Origin of the sequence: Pedobacter sp. HMWF019, assembly GCF_003061025.1 — a bacterium.
In the GTDB taxonomy this organism is placed as follows: Bacteria; Bacteroidota; Bacteroidia; order Sphingobacteriales; family Sphingobacteriaceae; genus Pedobacter.
This window is the reverse complement of sequence record NZ_QAIL01000481.1, coordinates 26,044-47,492: the sequence shown is the minus strand read 5'-3', so window position 1 is coordinate 47,492 and position 21,449 is coordinate 26,044. Positions and strand designations below refer to the sequence as shown.

The 21,449-nt window shown below is 39.1% G+C and carries 17 protein-coding genes; 3 read left to right on the top strand and 14 right to left on the bottom strand.

Going from position 1 to position 21,449, the window contains the following annotated elements; genetic code table 11:
• Positions 1-159: 159 nt before the first annotated feature.
• Complete coding sequence (locus DBR11_RS25100) at positions 160-1,053, top strand: AraC family transcriptional regulator (protein WP_108555318.1); 894 nt, start codon at positions 160-162, stop codon at positions 1,051-1,053.
• Here the strand turns inward: DBR11_RS25100 and DBR11_RS25095 are convergent.
• From DBR11_RS25095 to DBR11_RS25040, 12 genes are all read right to left on the bottom strand, one after another.
• Positions 1,050-2,183 (bottom strand): hypothetical protein, encoded by a 1,134-nt coding sequence (locus DBR11_RS25095; protein ID WP_108555317.1) that lies wholly within the window; start codon positions 2,181-2,183, stop codon positions 1,050-1,052. The genes DBR11_RS25100 and DBR11_RS25095 overlap by 4 nt on opposite strands.
• A complete protein-coding gene (locus tag DBR11_RS25090) occupies positions 2,170-2,745 on the bottom strand; it encodes an RNA polymerase sigma factor (protein WP_108555324.1) in 576 nt (191 codons plus the stop codon). The genes DBR11_RS25095 and DBR11_RS25090 overlap by 14 nt, the downstream gene beginning before the upstream one ends.
• Positions 2,746-2,859: 114 nt before the next feature.
• On the bottom strand, positions 2,860-3,573 hold the full coding sequence (locus DBR11_RS25085; RefSeq protein WP_108555316.1) for a DUF4397 domain-containing protein: 714 nt from the start codon (positions 3,571-3,573) through the stop codon (positions 2,860-2,862).
• 97 nt (positions 3,574-3,670) lie between these two features.
• On the bottom strand, positions 3,671-5,080 hold the full coding sequence (locus DBR11_RS25080; RefSeq protein WP_199233956.1) for an FGGY-family carbohydrate kinase: 1,410 nt from the start codon (positions 5,078-5,080) through the stop codon (positions 3,671-3,673).
• Positions 5,081-5,082: 2 nt separating this feature from the next.
• Positions 5,083-6,357 (bottom strand): sugar isomerase, encoded by a 1,275-nt coding sequence (locus DBR11_RS25075; protein WP_108555315.1) that lies wholly within the window; start codon positions 6,355-6,357, stop codon positions 5,083-5,085.
• Between the two features lie 34 nt (positions 6,358-6,391).
• Positions 6,392-8,512 (bottom strand): bifunctional aldolase/short-chain dehydrogenase, encoded by a 2,121-nt coding sequence (locus DBR11_RS25070; protein ID WP_108555314.1) that lies wholly within the window; start codon positions 8,510-8,512, stop codon positions 6,392-6,394.
• Between the two features lie 33 nt (positions 8,513-8,545).
• Positions 8,546-9,625, bottom strand: a complete 1,080-nt coding sequence (rhaT, locus tag DBR11_RS25065) for an L-rhamnose/proton symporter RhaT (protein ID WP_108555313.1) — start codon at positions 9,623-9,625, stop codon at positions 8,546-8,548.
• Between the two features lie 106 nt (positions 9,626-9,731).
• On the bottom strand, positions 9,732-10,766 hold the full coding sequence (locus tag DBR11_RS25060) for a substrate-binding domain-containing protein (RefSeq protein ID WP_108555312.1): 1,035 nt from the start codon (positions 10,764-10,766) through the stop codon (positions 9,732-9,734).
• A gap of 16 nt (positions 10,767-10,782) precedes the next feature.
• The gene (locus tag DBR11_RS25055; RefSeq protein WP_233260901.1) at positions 10,783-13,482 is read right to left on the bottom strand and encodes an alpha-L-rhamnosidase; all 2,700 of its coding nucleotides are present in this window, start codon (positions 13,480-13,482) and stop codon (positions 10,783-10,785) included.
• Positions 13,483-13,850: 368 nt separating this feature from the next.
• Positions 13,851-14,519 (bottom strand): DsbA family protein, encoded by a 669-nt coding sequence (locus tag DBR11_RS25050; RefSeq protein WP_199233955.1) that lies wholly within the window; start codon positions 14,517-14,519, stop codon positions 13,851-13,853.
• A 146-nt stretch (positions 14,520-14,665) separates the two neighbouring features.
• A complete protein-coding gene (locus tag DBR11_RS25045; protein ID WP_108555311.1) occupies positions 14,666-15,925 on the bottom strand; it encodes a carboxypeptidase-like regulatory domain-containing protein in 1,260 nt (419 codons plus the stop codon).
• Between the two features lie 121 nt (positions 15,926-16,046).
• The gene (locus tag DBR11_RS25040) at positions 16,047-16,502 is read right to left on the bottom strand and encodes a hypothetical protein (protein WP_108555310.1); all 456 of its coding nucleotides are present in this window, start codon (positions 16,500-16,502) and stop codon (positions 16,047-16,049) included.
• 185 nt (positions 16,503-16,687) lie between these two features.
• On the opposite strand from DBR11_RS25040, the gene DBR11_RS25035 reads away from it, so the two are divergent.
• Both DBR11_RS25035 and DBR11_RS25030 read left to right on the top strand, forming a co-directional pair.
• Entirely contained in the window at positions 16,688-18,691 is a 2,004-nt protein-coding gene (locus DBR11_RS25035) for an ATP-binding protein (RefSeq protein WP_108555309.1), read from the top strand.
• On the top strand, positions 18,678-19,313 hold the full coding sequence (locus tag DBR11_RS25030; protein ID WP_108555308.1) for a response regulator transcription factor: 636 nt from the start codon (positions 18,678-18,680) through the stop codon (positions 19,311-19,313). Before DBR11_RS25035 ends, DBR11_RS25030 begins: the two co-directional genes overlap by 14 nt.
• Here the strand turns inward: DBR11_RS25030 and DBR11_RS25025 are convergent.
• Both DBR11_RS25025 and DBR11_RS25015 read right to left on the bottom strand, forming a co-directional pair.
• On the bottom strand, positions 19,308-19,898 hold the full coding sequence (locus DBR11_RS25025) for an HD domain-containing protein (RefSeq protein ID WP_108555307.1): 591 nt from the start codon (positions 19,896-19,898) through the stop codon (positions 19,308-19,310). The genes DBR11_RS25030 and DBR11_RS25025 overlap by 6 nt on opposite strands.
• A 349-nt stretch (positions 19,899-20,247) precedes the next feature.
• Complete coding sequence (locus tag DBR11_RS25015; protein WP_158275379.1) at positions 20,248-21,333, bottom strand: SO2930 family diheme c-type cytochrome; 1,086 nt, start codon at positions 21,331-21,333, stop codon at positions 20,248-20,250.
• Positions 21,334-21,449 lie beyond the last annotated feature (116 nt).

The window sequence follows — 21,449 nt, the reverse complement described above, 5'->3', positions numbered from 1 at the left end:
TAAAGTTTTTGATTCATTTACATAGGAATAAAACCGACCTAAAAAGAATATTTGATATAAAAATTAAAAATTTGATAATTCATCTGTATTTTTTGATATACAGCGTGAAATTGAGCATCAAAATATTAGTTTTAGTAAAAAAACCACATGTAATTGACTATGATTAATTTTTACAAATACCTTCCGGTAAGTAAAGAAGATGAAAGCTGGGGTTTAACCGTGCTCAATGCAGGCTGTACACATATTGAAGCAACAAATGTATATCCATTTAAAAATCATCCGGCACACCATAATTTCAACTGGAACAGCTGGAGGGTGTTACAAGAATATCAGATCATTTACATTACAAATGGTCAGGGTATTTTTGAATCCGAGAGCATTAAACAGATTGAAATCAAGGCAGGCACGATTATATTGCTTTTCCCCAATGAAAAACATCGGTATAAACCCGACAACCGCACCGGATGGAATGAATATTGGGTAGGAATAAAAGGAGATATTGTAGATAACCTCCATCACTCCGGTTATCTTAATCCGGAGCATCCCTGTCTTTACATTGGCTTTAATGAAAGCATATTTAATATCTATAATCTCATTATAGAAAAGACGAAGGAGGAAAAACCGGGCTACCAGCCGCTGATCTCTGGCGCCGTACTCCACTTAATTGGTTCCTGCCATGCAGCAATGAAACAAAGTACAACAGAAAACAAAGAAGAAGAGACCATCATTAACCAGTCCAGGTTACTGTTCCGTTCCAATATCAGTAATTCCTACTCTCCACAACAAGCAGCACAAGATTTAAATGTTGGTTATTCCTGGTTTCGCAAACTCTTCAAAAATTACACAGGACTATCTCCAGGCCAATATTTTTTACAACTTAAGATAGAAAAGGCAAAAGAAATGCTGTGCAACAGCAATACCCCTATTAAAGAAATATCTATTGATTTGAATTTTGATTCCAGTTTCTATTTTTCAAAAATCTTCAAAGAGAAAACAGGTTTAAAACCAACCGAATACAGAAAAAGAAGCCAGGATGTTCTGCTGATTGTCTAAAATTCCAGCTTAAGCCTGATTCCCCCAGAAGTTAAATTGGTCTTCAGATCCGAATAGGGCCTCATCGGAATTTTAATAAATGGCTCAATAATCAAATGTTGCCGTTTACTGATTTTTTGGTTAAAGCCGTAAGACAAGTTATAAAAACAAAGATAATTCTGTTGCGGAAGCTCACCTGAAGCAACTGGAACAGTCTCTGTTGAAGACATCAGTTTACTTTCGAAACTTGGCCCATTCTCTCCAGTCACCAGTACACTGACAAATTTTTTCTCCTCATAAGCCATCACCTGAGATTTTCTAAGTATGCCAGTAACTGAAATGCCAATACTCACATAGGTATTAGAATTCAAACTGTATTTGAAATCTATCGGTACATCCAAACCGGAAATGGAAGTCTGCACAGAAGTAAGCGTCTTTCCCGGAACATTCGACGGATCCTTTTCCATTTTACTTAAGGCTGAAAGCTGATTCAGGGAAAGTCCGGACATTATAGAAGCCTTTCCATTCAAAGCATACTCCAATCCCCCGCCAATGCCCAGTCTCATCTTTCCTGAATGACTATAACTATTGGATATTAAAACGCTGTATTTCCATTTTTTTGTATCACTAAATTCTGCGGGGCTGTCATCTTTTAAAGCAAGAAAAGGATTATTTTTTTCTGCAGGTTTTGAATATCTGCGAGTAGCCGCTGCAGGAATCCTGAAAGCATTTCCACAAGAATCCTCAGATGGCCCAGGGCCGCTGTTATCAGTTTGAATAGATACTGTTTCACTAAAGGCCATTTGAACCTCCCTTGCTCTGTTCTGAATCCTTTTTGTCAGTACTGACAATACTTTATTTGCTCTGACATTAGAACGTTCAGGTAATATTTGGCCTCTCTTCCTTAAACCAGACATTGTTTGAGATTGATCCTGTTTTTTTCTTAAGTGCAGGGGTTCTTTCCAATAAAAAAGAGCAAAAAAGAACAAGATAAAAACCGCGGCCTGCGTTGTCCATCCTATCCATGCAGTATATTTCCTTTTACGGTGCTGCTGTTGAAAATTTTCCCAGGCACCTGGCTGATAAGGAAATTCTTCTTGCTGGAAAGTTTCTTTAACATGCGTCAGAAATTCTTCTTCAGTACGTGCCATTAGGTTCCATATTAATCTGGTACAACGTTCTTAATTTGAGTTTTGCTCTGTTCAGGTAGACCCGACAAATGTTCTCTTTGATGTTTAGCATTTTTGAAATCTCCTGGTGAGAAAACCCCTCTATTTCATAGAGATTAAAGATGAGCCGTTGAATTTCGGGCAAACGGTTGAGCAGGTTCATCAGATCTGTAACATTTAATTTTAACATCTCTTCTGGAAAAGTTAAAGGATGATGCAAATCGCTAAATTCATTTTCTGTGATGTCGATTCTGGGCTTCTTTATAAAATCAATCGCTATTCTTGAGGCAATTTTAGCCATCCAGCCTTTAAAAGCCTTTTCCAGCTCCTCAGGCCTTTCTGGTGATTTGAAAGCCTCCACATATCGGAATATTTTAATAAAACTATCATTTACAAGTTCTTCAGAATCATGGATATTTGAAGTATACCTTACAATTACTGCCATTACATAACCATAAAACATCTTGTAAATCTTCTCTTTCGATGAATTACTGTTTTTGCTGAATCCCGCCAAGATTTCTGCAAGTCCGAAATTGCTTTTCATCGGCCTGAGCATAGTGCAGCTTTTAGTGTCATCTTTTGGTGATCAGATCAAAGATAAGTACAACAGGATTTGCTGCCTGATGCAGCAAATCCTGTTGTACTTATCATGGGCTTACTATTTATTTGTCATCACTTCAACACCTAGCTTGGTGGCATCTGTAGCATCCTTTAAGCCTTTTACCCAAACGGTATAGATTTTTCCTTTTTCAACTTTGAACTTGTCTAACGTGGCCAGAACATCTGTCTTTCCATTTTCTTTTATCTCAAATTTAAGTTCCACAGCGGGGTCAACATTAACAAAAGCAGAAGCTTCTTTGAATGCTTTTTTACTTAATGCAGCCTCCGTCTTTCCTGCAACATATAGATCAAGTACAGTAGTTTCAGGGGATAAATTCACGAAACGCACTTTTGCTTTATCTGTTGCAGGTGCAGAAAGGTCATCTTCAACCAAAACAACAGCTGCTTTTGGAGATTTATCTGCAACCAGAAGTGTATACGAAACTCCGGTTTTAGCAGTATAGTTGATTTTTGCAAGTACATCCGTCGCATCCTTCTTTCTAAAACTGAATTCTCCCGTTCCTGGTTTCAGGTCCATATAGTCAATTACAGTATTGTAGTTTAAGGCCTTTGATGTCGTTACTTTAGTGCCATTAGCAAAGAAAGAGAGTTCAGGGGCACCTGGCGAAGAAACCACCAAAGCAAGTTTTGACGGTTTTACAACTGGAGGGTCGGCAGCTTTGTCTTTTTTACATGCGGCTAATAGAAGTACAGAGCATAATAGTATCGTTCCTTTTTTTGCTAAAGCTGCCGCGTAATTTTTACTTTTCATTTTTAAAAGTTTAAGTGAATAGATTAAATGATTTTAATTTCTACACACTTAAACTTGCATTTGATCAGGAACGCAACAGGTGCTTCCCGATTTATTCTTAGACCGTATGCTGGTTGATTACAGCATAGTATTTCAGATCTATGATATTATTTGGCAAAGGCCTGGAATTCCAAGACTTATGAATAGCCAATGCCGCACCTACTGCTGTAGCCTGAGCCATATGTGCAGCAAAAACTTCCATATCAGGAAGTGCCCTGGCCAGTAGATTCATAAATAAAGTATTTTTACTGAAGCCTCCATCTACAAAAATTCGCTTTACCGGAGTATCAGTGAGTACCCTACGGGTAGAAATAACCTGCTCATTAACCAGATCTGACATCAACTGATGATAAGCAACAGCAGCCGATTCATAATTATTAAGATTTCGCTTGGCAAATGCAGAAACTTTAAGACCCGTAGTCTTTTCTTCAGGCAATGCCTCCTCCCCCTGTTCCATCAGTAATAATCTTTCAATCACTTGAGGATCAAAGGTCATCGACCTGAAAGAAATACTATCTGTTCCAAAATGAGCTACAATTCTTTTAAGCTGCTGTTCATGTTCATATCCCGCAAATAACCTGGAGGCCTTCACCGGCTTACCTTCATACTGCAAATAACACAAACAATCATTTTCCAATTCCTCTGCAGTCAGCGGAGCTGCATTAAAGGGATTAAAACTAATGCACCATGTACCGGTTGACAATAAAATAAAAGGTTCGTGGAAATTAACCAGGTAAGGCACCAGAGCCGCTGAACTGTCATGAAGTCCCGTCCCAACAGCACAACTGCTACCGGGAAAAGCAGCAGGCATTACACTGTTTGAGGGGACTATAGGCGCCAGTTTATCTATTATATTTTCTTTTCTAACCCATTCATGGTATTCATTTTTTGTAAAATCCCATAAATTGGTGTGGCAACCGATACTCGTAATATCAGAATAAGCTCTTCCGGAAATCAGATAGCTTAAATATTGGGGCAAATGAAGTGCATATCTAATCTGCTCAAACACTTCCGGTTTTTGATGTTTCATCCGGTAAAGCTGCATTCCTGAGTTTAAACTTCCCAAAACCGGAGATGCTGTTCGATTGGAGAAGGCTTCCATTCCACCATAGGTATGGTAAAACTTTGTCTTCAAATCCTCCGGATAATCCTTAAGATAATTGTACAACGGTGCCAGTGGCTTACCATCGGCATCAATATAAACAAAACTCGCCCCGTAAGTTGCAAAATTAATGGCTTTGATATCAAAAGCTGGATTTCTAAAAACTTCCGTCAGGGAATCAAAAACAGAAAGCCTTAAACTTTCCAGGTTCTCACAGGGATCCCCATCCTCATCAGAAGTCTCTATGAACCTTGCTGTTCTCTCAAAAACAATTCTATAGTGCTCATCAAAGAGGAACAGCTTTTTGTTGGTTTTCCCAACATCAAAAACTGCTATAACAGGTACTTTTTTGATTTCCGAACCCATATCTAAAGTCCCGTTGCTACCGTTTTAGTTCCACGGTTTTTAATCAGTTCTTGTCTGATATTAAATTTCCTGAATACTTGTAACGGTGCCAAAGCAGCCCCCGAGCGTAATCTCGCCTCAGCAACCAGTGAACGAACATCAGTTCTGAAAGCATTCTGCAGGATTTCCTGGCAGCGAACCACGTCATTAACAGCTTGTGCCTCCTGCAAAGCTTTACGATCTACAGATAAGGCTTGCGCGTAGGCAATCATAATCGCCTCTACAGATTGCAAGAGATCTTCAAGCGGATCTTTAACGTTATGGGATGCATCAATCATCCAGCCCAGATCATCCTTATGGTCCATTCCTCTTGCATCCATTCCTTCCACCAGCTCATTAAAAATCAGAAACAACTGATAAGGCTTCATACTACCTGCAGTTAAATCATCATCACCATATTTGGAATCATTAAAATGGAAACCACCCAATTTCCCTTCCATAAGTAACAAAGCAACAATCTGTTCAATATTGGCATTAGGCAAATGGTGTCCAAGATCAACAAGCGTAAAGGCCTTAGGTCCCAGCTTATTTGCAAATAACAAAGACTGTCCCCAATCACCAACTGTGGTAGAATAAAAGTTAGGCTCAAAAGCCTTATACTCTACAAATACCTTCCAGTCGCTTGGCAGACCCGCATAAATTTCCTGTAAACTTCCAAGTGTATTCTGAAATGCTTTTCTGAAATTAAGCTGTCCTGGAAAGCAAGAGCCATCAGCCAACCAAATCGTTAAAGCTTTAGAACCCAATTCAACACCCTGACGGATCACTTCTATATTATGCTCAATTGCTGTCTTTCTCACGGCACGGTCCACGTGCTGTAAAGAGCCAAATTTATAGCTATTCTGCTGTCCGGGCTGATCCTGAAAAGTATTAGAATTCATGGCATCAAAACGTAAACCCTGTTGTGCTGCAAGACTTTTGATCGCGCTTACATTATCTGTCGTATCCCAGGGTATATGCAGGGAGATAGCGCCACTTGAAGCGTTAAGTTTATGAAGCAGACCTATATCTTCTATTTTTTCTTCAATATTCCTGGGTTCACCACCTGAAGAAAAACGTCCAAAACGGGTACCACCCGTTCCCAACGCCCAGCTCGGAATTCCAATCTGAAAAGTGATCAGTTTCTCTATGATGGCTTCTGCGTTTGGAATATCCGAGTTGATTGACTCTAGTTTTCTCTTATGAGCAGATAAATTCTCCTGATTATGTTCCTCTATATGATAGTTTTCTAAATTCATCAGTTTATATTTTGGTTATCATTTTTTCTATTTATTAACGAACAAAAGCAGTGGTAACACCTCCATCTACATTCAACACATTGCCTGTTGATTTATTCATCAAGCCACCAACAAACACAAAACAGGCATTAGAAATATCTTCAGGTAAAATCACCTCATTCAATAACGTCCGTTTCGCATAAAAAGCAGGCAGTTCCGCTACAGAAATACCATAAGCTTTAGCTCTTCCTTCTGCCCAGGCACCTTCCCAAATCTTACTGTCAGAGATCACTGCATCTGGATTAACCGTATTAACCCGAATACGATCAGCACCCAATTCAGCTGCATTTAACCTGCTTAAATGTAGTTGAGCAGCCTTTGCAGAACCATATCCTGCATTATTTGGTCCGGAAACCAGAGCGTTTTTACTCACGATGTTCAATACATCACCACCAATATCCTGCTTGCGCATCACTTCCACTCCAGATTGGGTGACCAAAAACTGGCCTTTAACCAGAATATCGTATAAAAGATCCCAATCTTGCTCCGTATGCTCTTCAATAGGTTTCGAAATAGATATTCCTGCACAATTTACAACAATATCCACCCCACCAAATTCCAAGCAGGCCCTTTTGAAAGCGTTATTAATACTATCTGCTTTCGTTACATCCAAAATTACTGAAGTAAATGCATCCCTTCCAAATTCCTGATGAAAACTTTCATTAGCTTTTTCTAATCTGCTGGCATCATTGTCATTAATCACTACGCAAGCTCCTTCTTCGATAAACTTATGTGCTATCGCTTTACCAATTCCTCCGGCACTGCCTGTAATCAAAGCGATTTTTCCAGATAAGGCTTTAGGTTTAGGCATCCGCTGCAATTTGGCTTCTTCCAGAAGCCAATATTCTATATTGAAAGCTTCTCGTCTTGGCAGTGAAGTGTACTCGGACACTGCCTCCGCACCCTTCATTACATTGATGGCATTGATATAAAATTCTGCAGCTACCCTAGCCGTTTGCTTATCCCTTGAGAAGGAGAACAGACCTATTCCAGGATATAAGATAATCACCGGATTGGCATCCCGTATGGCAGGACTGTTATCATGTTTGCAGGACTCATAATAGGCCTTGTACATTTTCCTGTAAGCTTCAAACTCTGGTGCCAGCTTTTCTTTTAAAGTTTTAACATCACTTAAATCAGCCGCAGCATCCAGCTTAAGGACCAGAGGGCTAATTTTCGTCCGCAGAAAGTGATCAGGACAACTCGTACCCAGGGGTGCCAGTCTGTCCAGATCATTAGAATTGATAAACTCCAGTACTCTGTGCTCGTCTGTAAAATGACCAGCCATATGCTTCTCACTAGAGCAAAACCCTCTTAAAACCGGGGCAATAGCAGCAGCTTGCTTTAATCTGAGCTCTGGATCTGCAGATTGGATCTTTTTTCCACCAAATACCGGTCCTTTTTTACCATAGTTCTGTTCCAGATATTCAGCACATTTCTCTACAACCTCTAATGTATTGATATAACTTTCATAAGCCGTATCTCCCCAGGTAAACAAACCATGAGAGCCCAGCATAATCCCGCGGATCCCAGGATTTTCATCCAAACACTGACGCAGCATCAGACCCAGTTCAAAACCAGGTTTCTGCCATGGTACCCAGCCTATCGTACCACCAAACAATTCTTTCGTAATTTGTTCTCCATCTTTTGCAGCCGCTATAGCAATAGCTGCGTCTGGGTGCAGATGATCAATATGTTTAAAAGGCAAAAAACCATGCAAAGGTGTATCTATAGACGGTGCTTTAGAATTCAGGTCATAAATACAGTGGTTAAACAATTCTACCATTTCATCTTCATGCTGAAGCCCTCTGTAGATGTTCTTTAAATTCCTTAAACGGTCTACATACAGAGCCGCAAGGCCATTTCTTTTCAATGTTCCAATATCTCCTCCTGAACCTTTAACCCACATCACCTCAGTTTCTTGTCTGGTAAGGGGATCAACGGCTATTGCTTTGCACGAGGTATTACCTCCGCCATAATTTGTTAAGCGTAAATCTGCGCCCAATAAGTTCGAACGGTAGATCAACAATGCAACTTCATCGCCAGCCATTTCAGCGGCCTTAGCATCGTCCCACAAATAGCTTACATGTTTAAATTCAGTTGCTTTAGCAGTCATAATAATTATTATTCATTGATTTTGATAATTTATTTATTTGATGGAGTTACCGTATCCTACAATAAAAACGGATAAGATGAGGATGGTTACTCCGGCTAATACAGTTACAAAAGTCTTTCTCTTTACACCGCTCCATTCTTTAAGAACCAGCCCCCAGCCATTGGCGACCAAAATAATACAGGCCATGTGTAAGATCCAGCCGCTGGCCCCATTGCCCAATTTACTTTCCCCCATTCCATAAAAGAAAAACTGTAAAAACCAGGTGGTACCTGCCAAGGCAGAAAAGATATAATTTTTAAGTAGTGGTGCCTTTTTATTCGTGTAATCACCAAAGGTTTTATTGCGCTTATTTAACACCATACACCAGAAAAGATTAGTGGTTAACCCGCCCCATAAAATCACCACATAGGTTACGTTATTCTGGAACAGGAATTCTCCTTGTCCAGGATTTAATGCCTTCCAGGCTTCATTGGCATGGCTGGCCATTTCCTTACCTGCATCAATACCAAACGCGAAGCAAGCACTCAGGATACCCGATATAATAGAAACGATCAGTCCTATACCAATTTTATAGTCCTTGTTCGATGGATCTCCTTTACCCGAGGCCACCAGATCTTTTTCTTTCATACTTCCGGCCAGACCACAAACAACAATCCCTATTACACAAACCAATAAGCCAGTCAATACCATTTGCCCCCACTGGCTTCCCGCCATATCAGACAAGCTGTTTTTACCCGGAGTTGGATTGAAGTCGTAATATAAAGAAGGCACCAATGAGCCAAATACCGAACACAGACCCAAAATAATAGTACTTCCAAGAGATATACCCAGATACCGCACACCAAGGCCATAGGTCAGCCCTCCTATTCCCCATAATAGACCAAAGAAATAAGTCAGCAATAAAATTTTTCCGTTGGTTTGAGCTATAATCTCCATAAAACCAGGAATGGTTACCCAAGCGGCCAATGGCGGCACAATAAGCCAGGAACACAGACCTCCAACAATCCAATAACTTTCCCATGCCCATCCTTTTACTTTTTTATAGGGTATATAAAAACTACCAGAGGCAAAGCCTCCTATAAAATGGAAAATGACGCCGAAAATTACCTGCATAAAGGATTTATAAATGGTTAATAGTATAATGTTCCTAATTTATACAAGTTGTTTTATTCAACTGTCATGTACCATCATGCTAATGCATAAACCGGCAAAAGATCTGTTAAATAGAAGCGCGTTTGGTAAATTTAAAAGGCACTTCAACATGCGTTCTGGACTGATCCAGTATCATCCGGGCAGCGGCAGCCCCCATGAACCGGAAATCGGTAGATATGGTGGTAATTCCGTTAAGAAGTATTTTTTTCAGGGGTGTTTCATTGTAAGAAATAACACCCACATCAGAACCGATTTGATAGCCCATTTCAATAATACGCTCCAACAATTGCACAAGATCATTTTCCATCAAATTGATGAATACTTCTCCTTCATTGATGGGTTCCCGCTCAATATTGCTAACTACGTAATGAGAAAATGCATATTGCTGACAAAAACGATGAAATCCATCCAGAATTTCTTTTGGAAAATAACTTTTCGCAGGAAAGATGATTTTTAAGGTATGATATTTACTCAAATGGGCTAAAGCCTGTTCCAGTGCATCATAGATATTCTGTTCAAAATTCTCATAAACTGCGCCAAAGGTCCCATCAACCCCAGGAATAAACTTATCCATTAAAATCAGTTTTTCTTTTGGAATCGTATTAATGACCTCCTTTGCATATTCACCACCCTCTATGAAATGCGGAATGATGACGTAATGAGAGTACTCTCCCATTTTCTTCTGAGAAAGAAACTTCTTAAAAAGCATAAAATCATTGTTATAGATATAAAAATCAACAGATACGTCATCGCCTAATGCGGCAATAAAAGCATCATAAACAATTTTTTTATGTGCACTTAGTTTATTGAACAGTAGAAATATCTTAATCTTCAGCTTAAAATCTGCGTTAGAGATATAATATCCCTTACCTGGAACAGAATTAATAACGCCTATTCTTTTCAGGTAACGGTATCCTTTTTCTGCCGTATCTCTCGAAATCTCCAGCTTATAACTTAGTTCATTGATCGATGGCAATAAATTGTCTTTTTTAATATTACCCAATTCAATCGCATTGATGATCGCATCAGAAAGCTGCAAGTATTTTGGTGTAGCAGAATACTCATCAATATGTACAAAATCAAAAAAAGGTTCAGCCATCATTTCTCAAACAATTTAGTTATTTAATTTGAAACTGATACTTACCTGCTGCAATTTCCATTTTATCGGCTACTGGCTGATGATTTCTATAGGCCTTTTTACCTCCTTTTAATGGAAAAATGACGGTAGCGCTGGAATTGGCTGGGATGTTAACGGTATAGATAACCGATTGACCCGATCTTTTCCAGGAAGAAACAATTTTACCGAAGGGCCCATCATGTTCAGACTCAAAATGTTCAAGTCCGGAAACAAAATTAGGTCGCAACAATACATTCTTAAATCCAGGATGTTGCTCATCCGGATGGATACCGCCCAGACCCTTAAAAAACCAGCCCCCTATTTCTCCAAACATCATATGGTTTAAAGAAATATCCCTTGCTGCTTTAATATCCCAGTTTTCATAAAGGGTAGTAGCCCCATTTACGATCCACCATCCCCAGGAAGGGTAGGTATCCTGCGAAGCAAGCTTATAGGCTGTTTCCGCCTGTCCATTGTCACTCAATGCATTTAAAATGGCTTTAGCACCAAGCACCCCTACATCCAGGTGCATGCCATCAGCAGCTACCTTCTTTGCAAGCTGTTCGGCCAGTTTAATTTTAAATTCGTCAGGAACAATACCCCATTGCAGCGCCATACTGAGTTCAGTTTGCACGCCCGATGCATAGGTACATTTTTCCCGGTCGAAATATTTATCGTTAATGGCCTGTTTAATTTTCTCTGCAAGATTACTATAAGTACTGTAATCAGCCTGCTTACCAAACATTTTTGCTGCTTTCGCTAAAATAGCAGCATCCACATAATAATAAACAGAAGAAGTATATTCTAACGAAGAAGACGATTTAACGGGCACCCAGTCTCCTCTTCCAAAAGTGGTTAATCCTGAAGGGCTGATCTTTTCAACATAATCAACATATTTTTTAATACTTCCGTAAGAATCTTCCAGCAACTTACTATCGCCATAAAAAAGATAAATATTCCATGGAATGATGGCAATGGTACTGGTCCAGTCTGTCCCATTGGCTGTACCATAGCCCCAGCCTCCTGTAGGAATAATATCAGGAAGTACGCCATCCGGCCGCTGCTCGTCACGGTGATCTGCCAGCCATTTCTCGTAAATTGTTATCCCATCAAAGTTGAACAAGCCTGTTTCCACTGCAAAATGCCCGTCACCGGTCCAACCGTTCTTTTCCCTTTGCGGACAGTCTGTTGGATAGCCCATCAGGTTAGACAAATAAGAATTATTCGTTGCCCACCATAAACGATCTATCAAGGGGTTAGAAGAACTGATTTTTCCTGTAGCTGCAACATCACTGTGCATAAAATAACCGGTAATACTCTCCTTAGTTAAGTTTATTGGTTTACTACTGGTAACTTCTACGTATTGAAAGCCTTTGTAATTAAATTTAGGCATGAACTCTAATGGTCCTTTGCCAGATAAAGTAACAATATCCGTTTGAAAAGGATCGGTATTGTCTTTGGGCCTGTAATAAACATCGATATTAGAAAGGTCTACCCCTCCGTTTTCATACAAACGTTCCCCATGTTTTATCCGGATTACGGTTCCGGCTTCTCCGTCAACTTTAATCTTACTGACCCCAGATATATTTCTACCCAGATCAAATACATAAGTCGTGTCATTGAATTTTTTCACCGATCTGGCCGGAATTTCATCTACATTTCGGATAGGTTGCATGGCCTGGCTCACCACCTGTTCTGAAGGTGCTTTACGCAAAACTACCTTAGTCCATTTCCCATCATCAAAGTTCACCATATTCCAATTGGGCTGTTCAAGCCGCTCATCGTAATGTTCTGCAGTATAAATATTATTCAGTACAATTGGACCCGAACTGGTTTTCCAGTCTTTTCCCGAAGTAATCACTTCTGATGTTCCATCTGCATAAGTAATTCTTAAATCCATACAGAAAGCAGGCCTTGCCCGCCAAGGTGCCTTATCAAAGTTCCATACAGCTATAGACTGATGGTTGTACCAACCATTGCCAAGCAATACACCAATCGCATTTTTTCCATCCTGCAATTGAGCGGTTACATCGTAAGAAACATATAGGTTCCGCTTATCAAAGCGTGTATACATTGGATCCAGTCTATGATTTCCAACCTTTTTCCCATTTAAATACAGTTCATATAATCCTGCCACTGCGATATAAGCCCTGGCAGATTTGATCTGCTTTGACGACTGAAATATCGTTCTGAAATAAGGCGCTTCACGCTTATTGATATCGTCTCCGTCACTGATCCAGCTTCCCTTCCAATTTTCCATCTTCATCATACCAGTTTCGAAACTCGACACGCTGGAGGAACTTCCAGGTTTGCCATTCTGATCCCACACTTCAACCCCCCAAAAATACTTAGTAAAAGGTTTTAATACAGCTCCACGATAAGAAACCAAAGAAGTACCTGAAGTATTTTTTCCAGAATCCCAGGAAGCACCTCTTTTTCTAACCACATCCAAAGAATCTTCACTCACCAAAATACGGTAAGCCGTTTGTTTTGCCCCTTGTCTGCCATCAGAAATCATCCAGGAAAGTCGCGGGTGCAATACATCTATACCCAACGGCTTAATTAAATGTTCACATTGAAGGCTTACGGCTAAAGTTTTATTTGGGACGGTATCTGCCTGTGCATTTAAGCCTAGTGCTAAAAAACAAGAAAGCAGTACATTATGAAAAACAGGCTTCATCTCTGGTTTAGAACGGTTCATATTGGTTTTACGAGGTTACGTTGCAATAATAAGCCTCTATTCCCAGATTAGCAACCTGTACTGTCCTGTTTCCTTCATTCTAATATTAATCTATCCAACAATTTCTATTATCTACTACTTGAAACTTTTTGCCAGCTGAGATGTTTTTAAACTGAAAAACAACACATTAAAAATAAAAACAGGTGTCATGAAAACAATTAAATACATGGTACTCCTGATTGCAATCGCAGCGAGCTTCAGCTCTTGCGTAGTCAGGGACCACAGATCAGGAGACCACCGCGATCATCATCAAGATAATCCTTATGATGGCCGTCACCAATAGACATTAAAACACGAAGCCCGGAGTAATAACCCGGGCTTCTATGTTATTAAAACTCCATATTTTCCTGCCACCACTCTGCATATGACTTTTGCAGCGTTTCCAAAAATACCGGGGTTTCCTGCGCTCCTGAAACAGCATATTTTCTATTGAATACAAAAAATGGCACACCACGTACACCAACCTGCTGTGCTTCATAAATATCAGTCCTAACCTCGTCAGCATACCTTCCATTCTCTAATGCTGTCTTCAGCGCGATCGGATCAAGTCCAATTTCAGATCCCAACTGGATAAGAGTGGGATAGTTATCGATATTCTTTCCGTCGGTAAAGTAAGACCGAAACAAAGATTCCTCCGCTTCATTCTGCTTGTTATACTGTTTTGCAAAATGAGTAAACCGATGCGCATTAAATGAATTTGCTACAATTGAAATGTCAAAATTATAAACCAGTCCAACCTGTTTAGCCAACTGACTAACATGGTCATTCATCCCTTTCGCTTGTTCAAAACTGATTCCTTTATGTTCCGACAAAAATTGATGTAAGCTTTTATCCGGCTGCGTGATCAGTTCAGGTGCAAGCTGAAAACTCTTCCAAACCAACTGTACTTTGTCTTTATCAGGGAACTGTTCCAATGCTGCTTCAAACTTCCTTTTACCGATGTAGCAAAATGGACACATTACATCGCTCCATATTTCCACTTTCATTGTGTTTTCCATGTGTGAGTATTTACGAATTCAGGATAAAATTAGCAATTAGAATTGAATAGGCCATTAATGAGCATAATACTGCGTCCGATAGCAAAAGCTCATACCAAAGCAATGAGGTGCTGTCTTTATTATACAGGCGATCGTATATCATCCGATCAATGTCTAATTTTAAACTTTTCATTTCTTGCTTTAATTTCCAATCCAACCTTCTCTACATCAAAATCTGGAAAGATAATTGTATAATCTTTCCAGAAATCTCCTGCTACTCCGGTATCCTGAAATTCAATAAGTTTGTTGTTTCCCAATATTTCCTTATTTGTAAACGGCGTTTGGTGTAGCGTATCCACATTGGTGGTAACATAGTTTACACGGACATTGGCATCGAAATTGTAATTTTTCTTCTTACTGCTTAATCCCAAAGTATTGTTATAAACCGCGGTGGAAAGTATCCATTTACTACCAACTTCGCGGTAGGTAGTTTGCAAACGTTCTCCTTTGTTAAAAATCTGGAGGTCTGCTAAATTCATCATCATCCGTTCCACCGCATTTCCAAAATGGGAAAACTGCAAATTTTCATTACTGATTTTATAGTCAAAAGCCATAAACGCATTAGTAGCCGAATCGACCCATACCTTTCCTTCGTACAGTACTTTTTCCAATTTTTCTTTCGGATAAAATGTAATCTCATAAGCTTTATGCCCTTGATAATATTCTATCCCTTCTAATCTAAAGTGGTGCTTTCTTAGTCCTTCTTCATTAAATATGGGATTATGGCTAATTTTTTTCACAATATCCAACTCAAAAACTTCTTTAGGCTTCATACCAATATCCAGTCCGTGTGTGGCCTGATCATCAATAACTGAACGCATTTTAATCAAACGAAGCTGGTTATTTTTCCTTTTTACATAACCATAATTATAAATATCAAATACTGCCTCTGAAACCTGTAGATATTCGTTTTGTTTTTTAGTAAATGTTCTATAAAACCCCTTTAACGTATGTGGCACGCTGAGATAGCAATTAGGAATGTTTTGGATGGCTTTCTGAATAATAAGAAGAGGGCTTCTGTGCGTAATGACCACCTCCTTTAAAAGTCCGGCACTTCTTGAAAGGAGAATCCGAATTTGAATAGTATCTTTTAATGTATGTACAGGAATAACCTGAGTTTTATAACCAAGACTGGAAATCTGTAATTCAATTTTCCCCGCTCCATTCGTCTTCAAATCGAACATTCCATTGTTGTTGGTCGTGGTTCCTTGCCCCGAACCTCTAATCAATATACTTACAGATTCCAGGGGGGCATGGCTAATGATGTCTAACACTTTTCCAGTAATAACAATAGATCGGTTTTGAGCACAAGTGGGATAAGCCAGGATCAATACAATGATCAAACCATAAAAGCGTTTAAAAATCATAAGTGAATGAGATGTTTACTTTGCCAAAATAGACGGTCTCATCCGCAAAACACTCAAATTATGATTCTTTAACATATTTTTAACTCATCATCACCTCTTCTTCAATTTTCGGCAAGGGACATTACTTTATCTTCACTGCTATCTCCCCATCATCCAGTCCTTCTATATTCTTCTCCGCAAAAACATCAGGCGAAGCTTTCTGCAGTATTTTCAGTAAATCATCACTAGAGCCAGCATGCTGTACGATAATACCAGAGTTTCCTGCGCCACTGAACTTCATTTTGGTACTTTCTATACCTTTAACATTTTGAAGCTGATCATTAATGCCCTTCAATATGGCAAAAGTCCCCCCGGTTATTTTGATATTCGTTTTACCACTATTTTCAGTACCGGCTTTTTTCTTCTTCCCAAAAAAACCCATGATCTTGTCGCCCGTACTTTTTGTTTTATCAGCCGTATTTCCCGCATGATTTACCTTGTCACTTGCCCTGTCAATTTTGTCCAAAATACCTTGTGCTTTTGTTGCTGTGAAACTAAATACCATAATGGTCACACCAGCAGTAATAATTTTTTTCATGACGTAAATTTCGATTAATGATAGATTAGAAGACAAAGCTATTTGATCCCCCCCTTAAAATAAATACCCTGATTTGTGGTTTTTATTTCTACTGATTTCTAGGTATTTTCAAATTACAGACAAAAAAACTATAGTCAGTTTGCAATTTTAGCCGGATATTTAAATTTTACCGACCCTATTTTTGCATGAAAAACATACACCTGATTATTATATGTTTATTAGCTACGCTGAAAGTATTTTCGCAACAACAAATCCCACTCAACGAAAAAAAATACCTGGATAGCCTGGAAAGCATTTTACGTAAAAACACTGCGGATACAACAAAAGCCAACGTCAATTTTTTGCTGGTTGACTACTGGAAATATAAAGACACCGCTAAAAGCAAGTCTTATCTCCTGAAAGGAAAGCAACTGGCCCAAAAATATCCATATTACAATGCACTATCGTTCTTTTATGAAGGACAATACTATTTTAACTGGAACCAGGCCAAGGCATCTGTGGCCTTTAAGAAAGCAGGAGAAGCACTCGCCACATTTCCTAACCGAAAAGCTTATGGCAACCAGGCTTCCTCCTGGTTCAATTATGCCTTGATGAACAAAGAAAAGGAAGGATACGAATTTATAACCCGCATTATACTCGATAAAGCAATTCCTAACGCAGAAAAAGCAGGCAATAAAAAGCTGATCGCCCATTTCTACACCCAACTTTCTACTATTTTAATGAACAACTATCAGTTTGCCAAAGCCGGATCTTATAATCAAAAGGCCATTGACTTACTGGAAAAAGAAAGTCCTGGATCAACTACCCTTTTGTTTGCCTATTTGAATGGAATCAGCATCTCCTGTTATGAAAATAAGGCCAAACAAGCCATACCATTATTAAAAAAAGCACAGGGCTTGCTCAAGCCCTTTCCAGAATCCCTGAACTATCCTTTATACTACTACAATGAAGCATTGTATTATACCACCATCGCAGCATTTGAAAAAGCACTGGCCAGTATAGACAAGGGTCTTGTTTTAGCAAAAAAATACAATCAGCACCAACTGTACCAGCAATTCATCTTTAGAAAATATGATGTTTACAGCCGCCAAAAATCCTATGATAAAGCCAGGCAAATCCTAATGGATATTATTAACGAGGGTACCCTTACAGCAAACATCAATGACAAAGCTGAAATATATTCAGAATTGGCCAAGACAAATGAACATCTCCAAAATTATAAAGAAGCTTATTTATGGTTAAACAAATCCCGGTCCTTAAAGGACAGTATTCAAAACAGCCAGACCAAACTTAAAATAAATGAGCTGGAAACAAAATACCGGACTGCACAAAATCAACAAAAGATTACCACGTTACAAGCTCAAAACAAGCAATCTGCATTAAATACAAAAAACGAACGCCTGTATAAATGGCTTTTAGGATCCGGCTGTCTATTATTACTGATGATACTCAGCTTCGTTGTGCTGAACGCACGCAACAATCGAAAATTATCTGAGCAAAAAGAAATCAACTATCAGCAACAACTTAGAGATTTGGAGCAAAAGCAACAGCTAAAGGTAACCAAAGCAATGCTTGATGGAGAAGAAAATGAACGGGAACGTGTTGCCAGAGATTTACACGATGGCCTTGGTGGCATGCTTGCCGGAGTAAAAATAGGCTTATCCGGATGGACCAATAACAATGCTTCGGTATCAGAAGATAAAGACCTGCACCGTATTATCAACCAACTCGACACATCGGTAGGCGAACTGCGCCGTATTGCCCGCAATATGGTACCGGAAACCTTATTGAAATTTGGTCTGGAAGTGGCACTTAAAGATCTTTGCGAATTTTATATGCGCGATGGTTTACACATCGCATTTGAACCCTTTAATATTGAAAAGGACATTGTTTTAACCGTACAGTTAAATATATACCGCATTGTTCAGGAGTTAATTTCCAACGCCATAAAACATGCCCGGGCAACGCATATTATACTTCAATGCAGCCAGAATGCCGACACCATTTTTATTACGATTGAAGATGATGGTATCGGATTTAACACCGAAATACTGGATGGTAAAAAAGGCATGGGATTAGACAATTTAAGAAACCGTATAGCGTTTCTTAAAGGTCGCTTTGAAATAACTTCGGCCCTTAACGAAGGGACAACAATTAATATTGAGCTCAACACAAATGCAGACAGATAAATTACGGACAGCCTTAGTAGATGACCACCCAATTGTAATCGAAGGGCTAAAGACCCTGCTTCAAAATGAAACGAACCTTGAGGTAACAAGTACCTTCTTTAAAGGAGAAGATTTCCTTAGTTATATCAAAGTTAACCAGGTTGATCTTGTGTTGCTGGACGTTACCCTTCCTGATATCAATGGAATGGATCTGTGTCAAATGATCAAAAGGGAATCTCTCTCTATCATTGTCCTTATTCTAAGCAACCACACCGAAAGGAGCATAATTATGCAAACTATTCAAAATGGTGCCAGTGGATATTTGCTAAAAAACAGTTCTCTGGACGAGCTTAGGCATTGCATTTCAGAAGCTGTAAAGGGAAATATTTGCTTTAGTAAAGAGGTTACCGAAATCATCAGCCGCCCTTCAAAAAATCAATTGCAAGACAGGCCACAGCTTACCCGTCGTGAAAAACAGATCTTATCGCTCCTCGCTCAAGGCAAAACAAGTCATATCATTGCAGAAGAACTTTTTTTAAGCCCTCTAACTGTTGATACGCACCGCAGAAACCTCATTCAGAAATTCAGTGCAAAAAATGTTGCCGAGCTCATAATGGAAGCCAACCAGCTTGGACTATTATGAGTAGTATTGTACATTCAGTATTTCCAGATAAGCTGTTATCATTTTCTTTAATCTGTTCAGATCCTCCTGATCCACTGGAATATTCTGCTCTTTACCCAAATCATCCCAAAACCTGATTTTGATACAATCATTTTTGTCCGGATCCCCTTCAAAAACCATCGCTTCCTCTGCATTCATAGGTCCACCCTGAAATCCCAGGGTTATCCTGCTTGCTTCCGATAACTCTTCATAATAGCTTTTATCTTTAAAAGTCAGATACCTCTTTACCCTGACATGGCTAGACACCAATTTAACCATACGTTCAGAAAAGCCGTGACTCAACAAATACTCACCACCCAACCGGTCATGGTCTTGCCTGCCATACCCTCCCATACTCGTTTCATTTTCTAAAAAATGGCCAATATCGTGAAGAAAAGCCGCAATAACCATTTCATCTGAAGCACCTTCTTTTATGGCATGGTTTGCACATTGCGTCATATGCATCAACTGCGTTACGCTCTCTCCGTAATCTTCATTTCCATATTTTTCGTAAAGACCAAATATCTCCTTAACTGAATGAGCAATTTCTTCCTTTGTTAAACCCATCTTTTAATTTTTATCACATAGCAATACTAAACAATGTTTATAAAAAGATGATATAAAAGACATTATGATATCATTAAATTAATAAGGCTATTTTTGATGTGGCCATGATCAGGATTCATCCTTGGTGTTTTTCACCAAACCGATACCTGAAATAAAAAATATAAGGCCAATTATTCCTGCTACGACTAGTTCCCGAGTTTGAAGACTATGCTTTATAAAACCAAAACCAGCATATATCAGCCCGATAATTCCTAAGATGGTTAAAATTGTCCCAAAAATCCGCTTTACATTCATAAGTCATTTTGAATAAGACTACTACAATTCTTATGCCGCTAAATATGTACATGGATCACAAGCTCGACTTTTTCATGCTATTTATCCAATCCCGGATCAACTTCACTCCTTCTTTATGGACAACCGTCCGGGCAAGTTCCGGCATGGCAACTCCTGGTTCAGCACTATTCATTCTATAAAGAAGTATAGACTGTGCAGCGTTACCTGGAATGATGTCATAATCTAATCCACCAGCACCACCACCAGCCGAAACCGGTGCTTTTTTAATACCCAGATGATCAGGATTTGTCTGCTCATATTCTAAAAAGAGTCCTGTATTATATGCATCGCCACCTTTAGTATGGCAATGTGAACAATTGACATCTAAATAAGCCCTGGCCCGTTGTTCCAGTGTAAAATGTCTGGCATCTGCCCAGTTTGGAAGTTGCTTGACCTCATTAATTGGCGGCAATCCTTTTAATATTCCTTCTGCAGCCCATTGCTGTAACTGATTCTTCCCTTGTCCAGCTACCGTAAAATTCAGATTTCTGGCTTTGGGTCCTATAGGTGTCAATACATCATTTTTTATATGGCACCTTTTACAATCATTGGTATTTGGTACCTGATAGTTGGTCAATAATTTGTTGTTATTATTGTCAAGCAAAGCGATTGGAACTTTTGCTCCACTAATATGCTTTATTGCATCGGTTTGCTCAGCATTCCACAGATAATTCATGACCTTCCATTTTTTGTCTTTTGGATCTTTAGCCAACAACCTCGTCTCAATCATCACATTTCGGTGTTCAGTATTTATATAAGCAAAGTTTTTGACAATTATTGTCGAATCGGGAAAGTCAAGTCCTCCATTGGCAGTATACTTCATTGCAGTTCCCTTCGGCAGAACAATGAACCGCTTTTTCACTGCATAATCCGTAAATAGTGGTGTGCTGAGCTCGTAACTTACAACACCTTCTTCCGGAATTAACTTTCGGAGTTCTCCCTTAAAGAATCCATATTGAGAAAGCTTTTCTTTAAACTCGAATTCGTTTTCAATCCTTTGATTGATCTTTTGACCAGACTTTCCCTTACAACCATTTCCCGCCACAAGAGCTAATGAGACTACAAAAAGAAACAGAGTACTAAAAATATACGTTTTACGCATGAAACACTTATAATTAAACTTCCTTATCTTAATGAGATTTGACCGCCTGATTGCACTTAAAAGCGGCAATATCTGTTGTTGGTTTCCAATTCTGCACATGATTTATATTTAAAAAA

Bases quoted from the DNA above. Each gene is read 5' to 3' on its own strand.
- DBR11_RS25090 (WP_108555324.1), bottom strand. From the start codon at position 2,745: ATGAAAAGCAATTTCGGACTTGCAGAAATCTTGGCGGGATTCAGCAAA.
- DBR11_RS25035 (WP_108555309.1), top strand. From the start codon at position 16,688: ATGAAAAACATACACCTGATTATTATATGTTTATTAGCTACGCTGAAA.
- DBR11_RS25075 (WP_108555315.1), bottom strand. From the start codon at position 6,357: ATGAATTTAGAAAACTATCATATAGAGGAACATAATCAGGAGAATTTA.
- DBR11_RS25025 (WP_108555307.1), bottom strand. From the start codon at position 19,898: ATGGGTTTAACAAAGGAAGAAATTGCTCATTCAGTTAAGGAGATATTT.
- DBR11_RS25060 (WP_108555312.1), bottom strand. From the start codon at position 10,766: ATGATGGCTGAACCTTTTTTTGATTTTGTACATATTGATGAGTATTCT.
- DBR11_RS25030 (WP_108555308.1), top strand. From the start codon at position 18,678: ATGCAGACAGATAAATTACGGACAGCCTTAGTAGATGACCACCCAATT.
- DBR11_RS25070 (WP_108555314.1), bottom strand. From the start codon at position 8,512: ATGACTGCTAAAGCAACTGAATTTAAACATGTAAGCTATTTGTGGGAC.
- DBR11_RS25095 (WP_108555317.1), bottom strand. From the start codon at position 2,183: ATGGCACGTACTGAAGAAGAATTTCTGACGCATGTTAAAGAAACTTTC.
- DBR11_RS25055 (WP_233260901.1), bottom strand. From the start codon at position 13,482: ATGAACCGTTCTAAACCAGAGATGAAGCCTGTTTTTCATAATGTACTG.
- DBR11_RS25050 (WP_199233955.1), bottom strand. From the start codon at position 14,519: ATGGAAAACACAATGAAAGTGGAAATATGGAGCGATGTAATGTGTCCA.
- DBR11_RS25085 (WP_108555316.1), bottom strand. From the start codon at position 3,573: ATGAAAAGTAAAAATTACGCGGCAGCTTTAGCAAAAAAAGGAACGATA.
- rhaT (WP_108555313.1), bottom strand. From the start codon at position 9,625: ATGCAGGTAATTTTCGGCGTCATTTTCCATTTTATAGGAGGCTTTGCC.
- DBR11_RS25100 (WP_108555318.1), top strand. From the start codon at position 160: ATGATTAATTTTTACAAATACCTTCCGGTAAGTAAAGAAGATGAAAGC.
- DBR11_RS25015 (WP_158275379.1), bottom strand. From the start codon at position 21,333: ATGCGTAAAACGTATATTTTTAGTACTCTGTTTCTTTTTGTAGTCTCA.
- DBR11_RS25045 (WP_108555311.1), bottom strand. From the start codon at position 15,925: ATGATTTTTAAACGCTTTTATGGTTTGATCATTGTATTGATCCTGGCT.
- DBR11_RS25080 (WP_199233956.1), bottom strand. From the start codon at position 5,080: ATGGGTTCGGAAATCAAAAAAGTACCTGTTATAGCAGTTTTTGATGTT.
- DBR11_RS25040 (WP_108555310.1), bottom strand. From the start codon at position 16,502: ATGAAAAAAATTATTACTGCTGGTGTGACCATTATGGTATTTAGTTTC.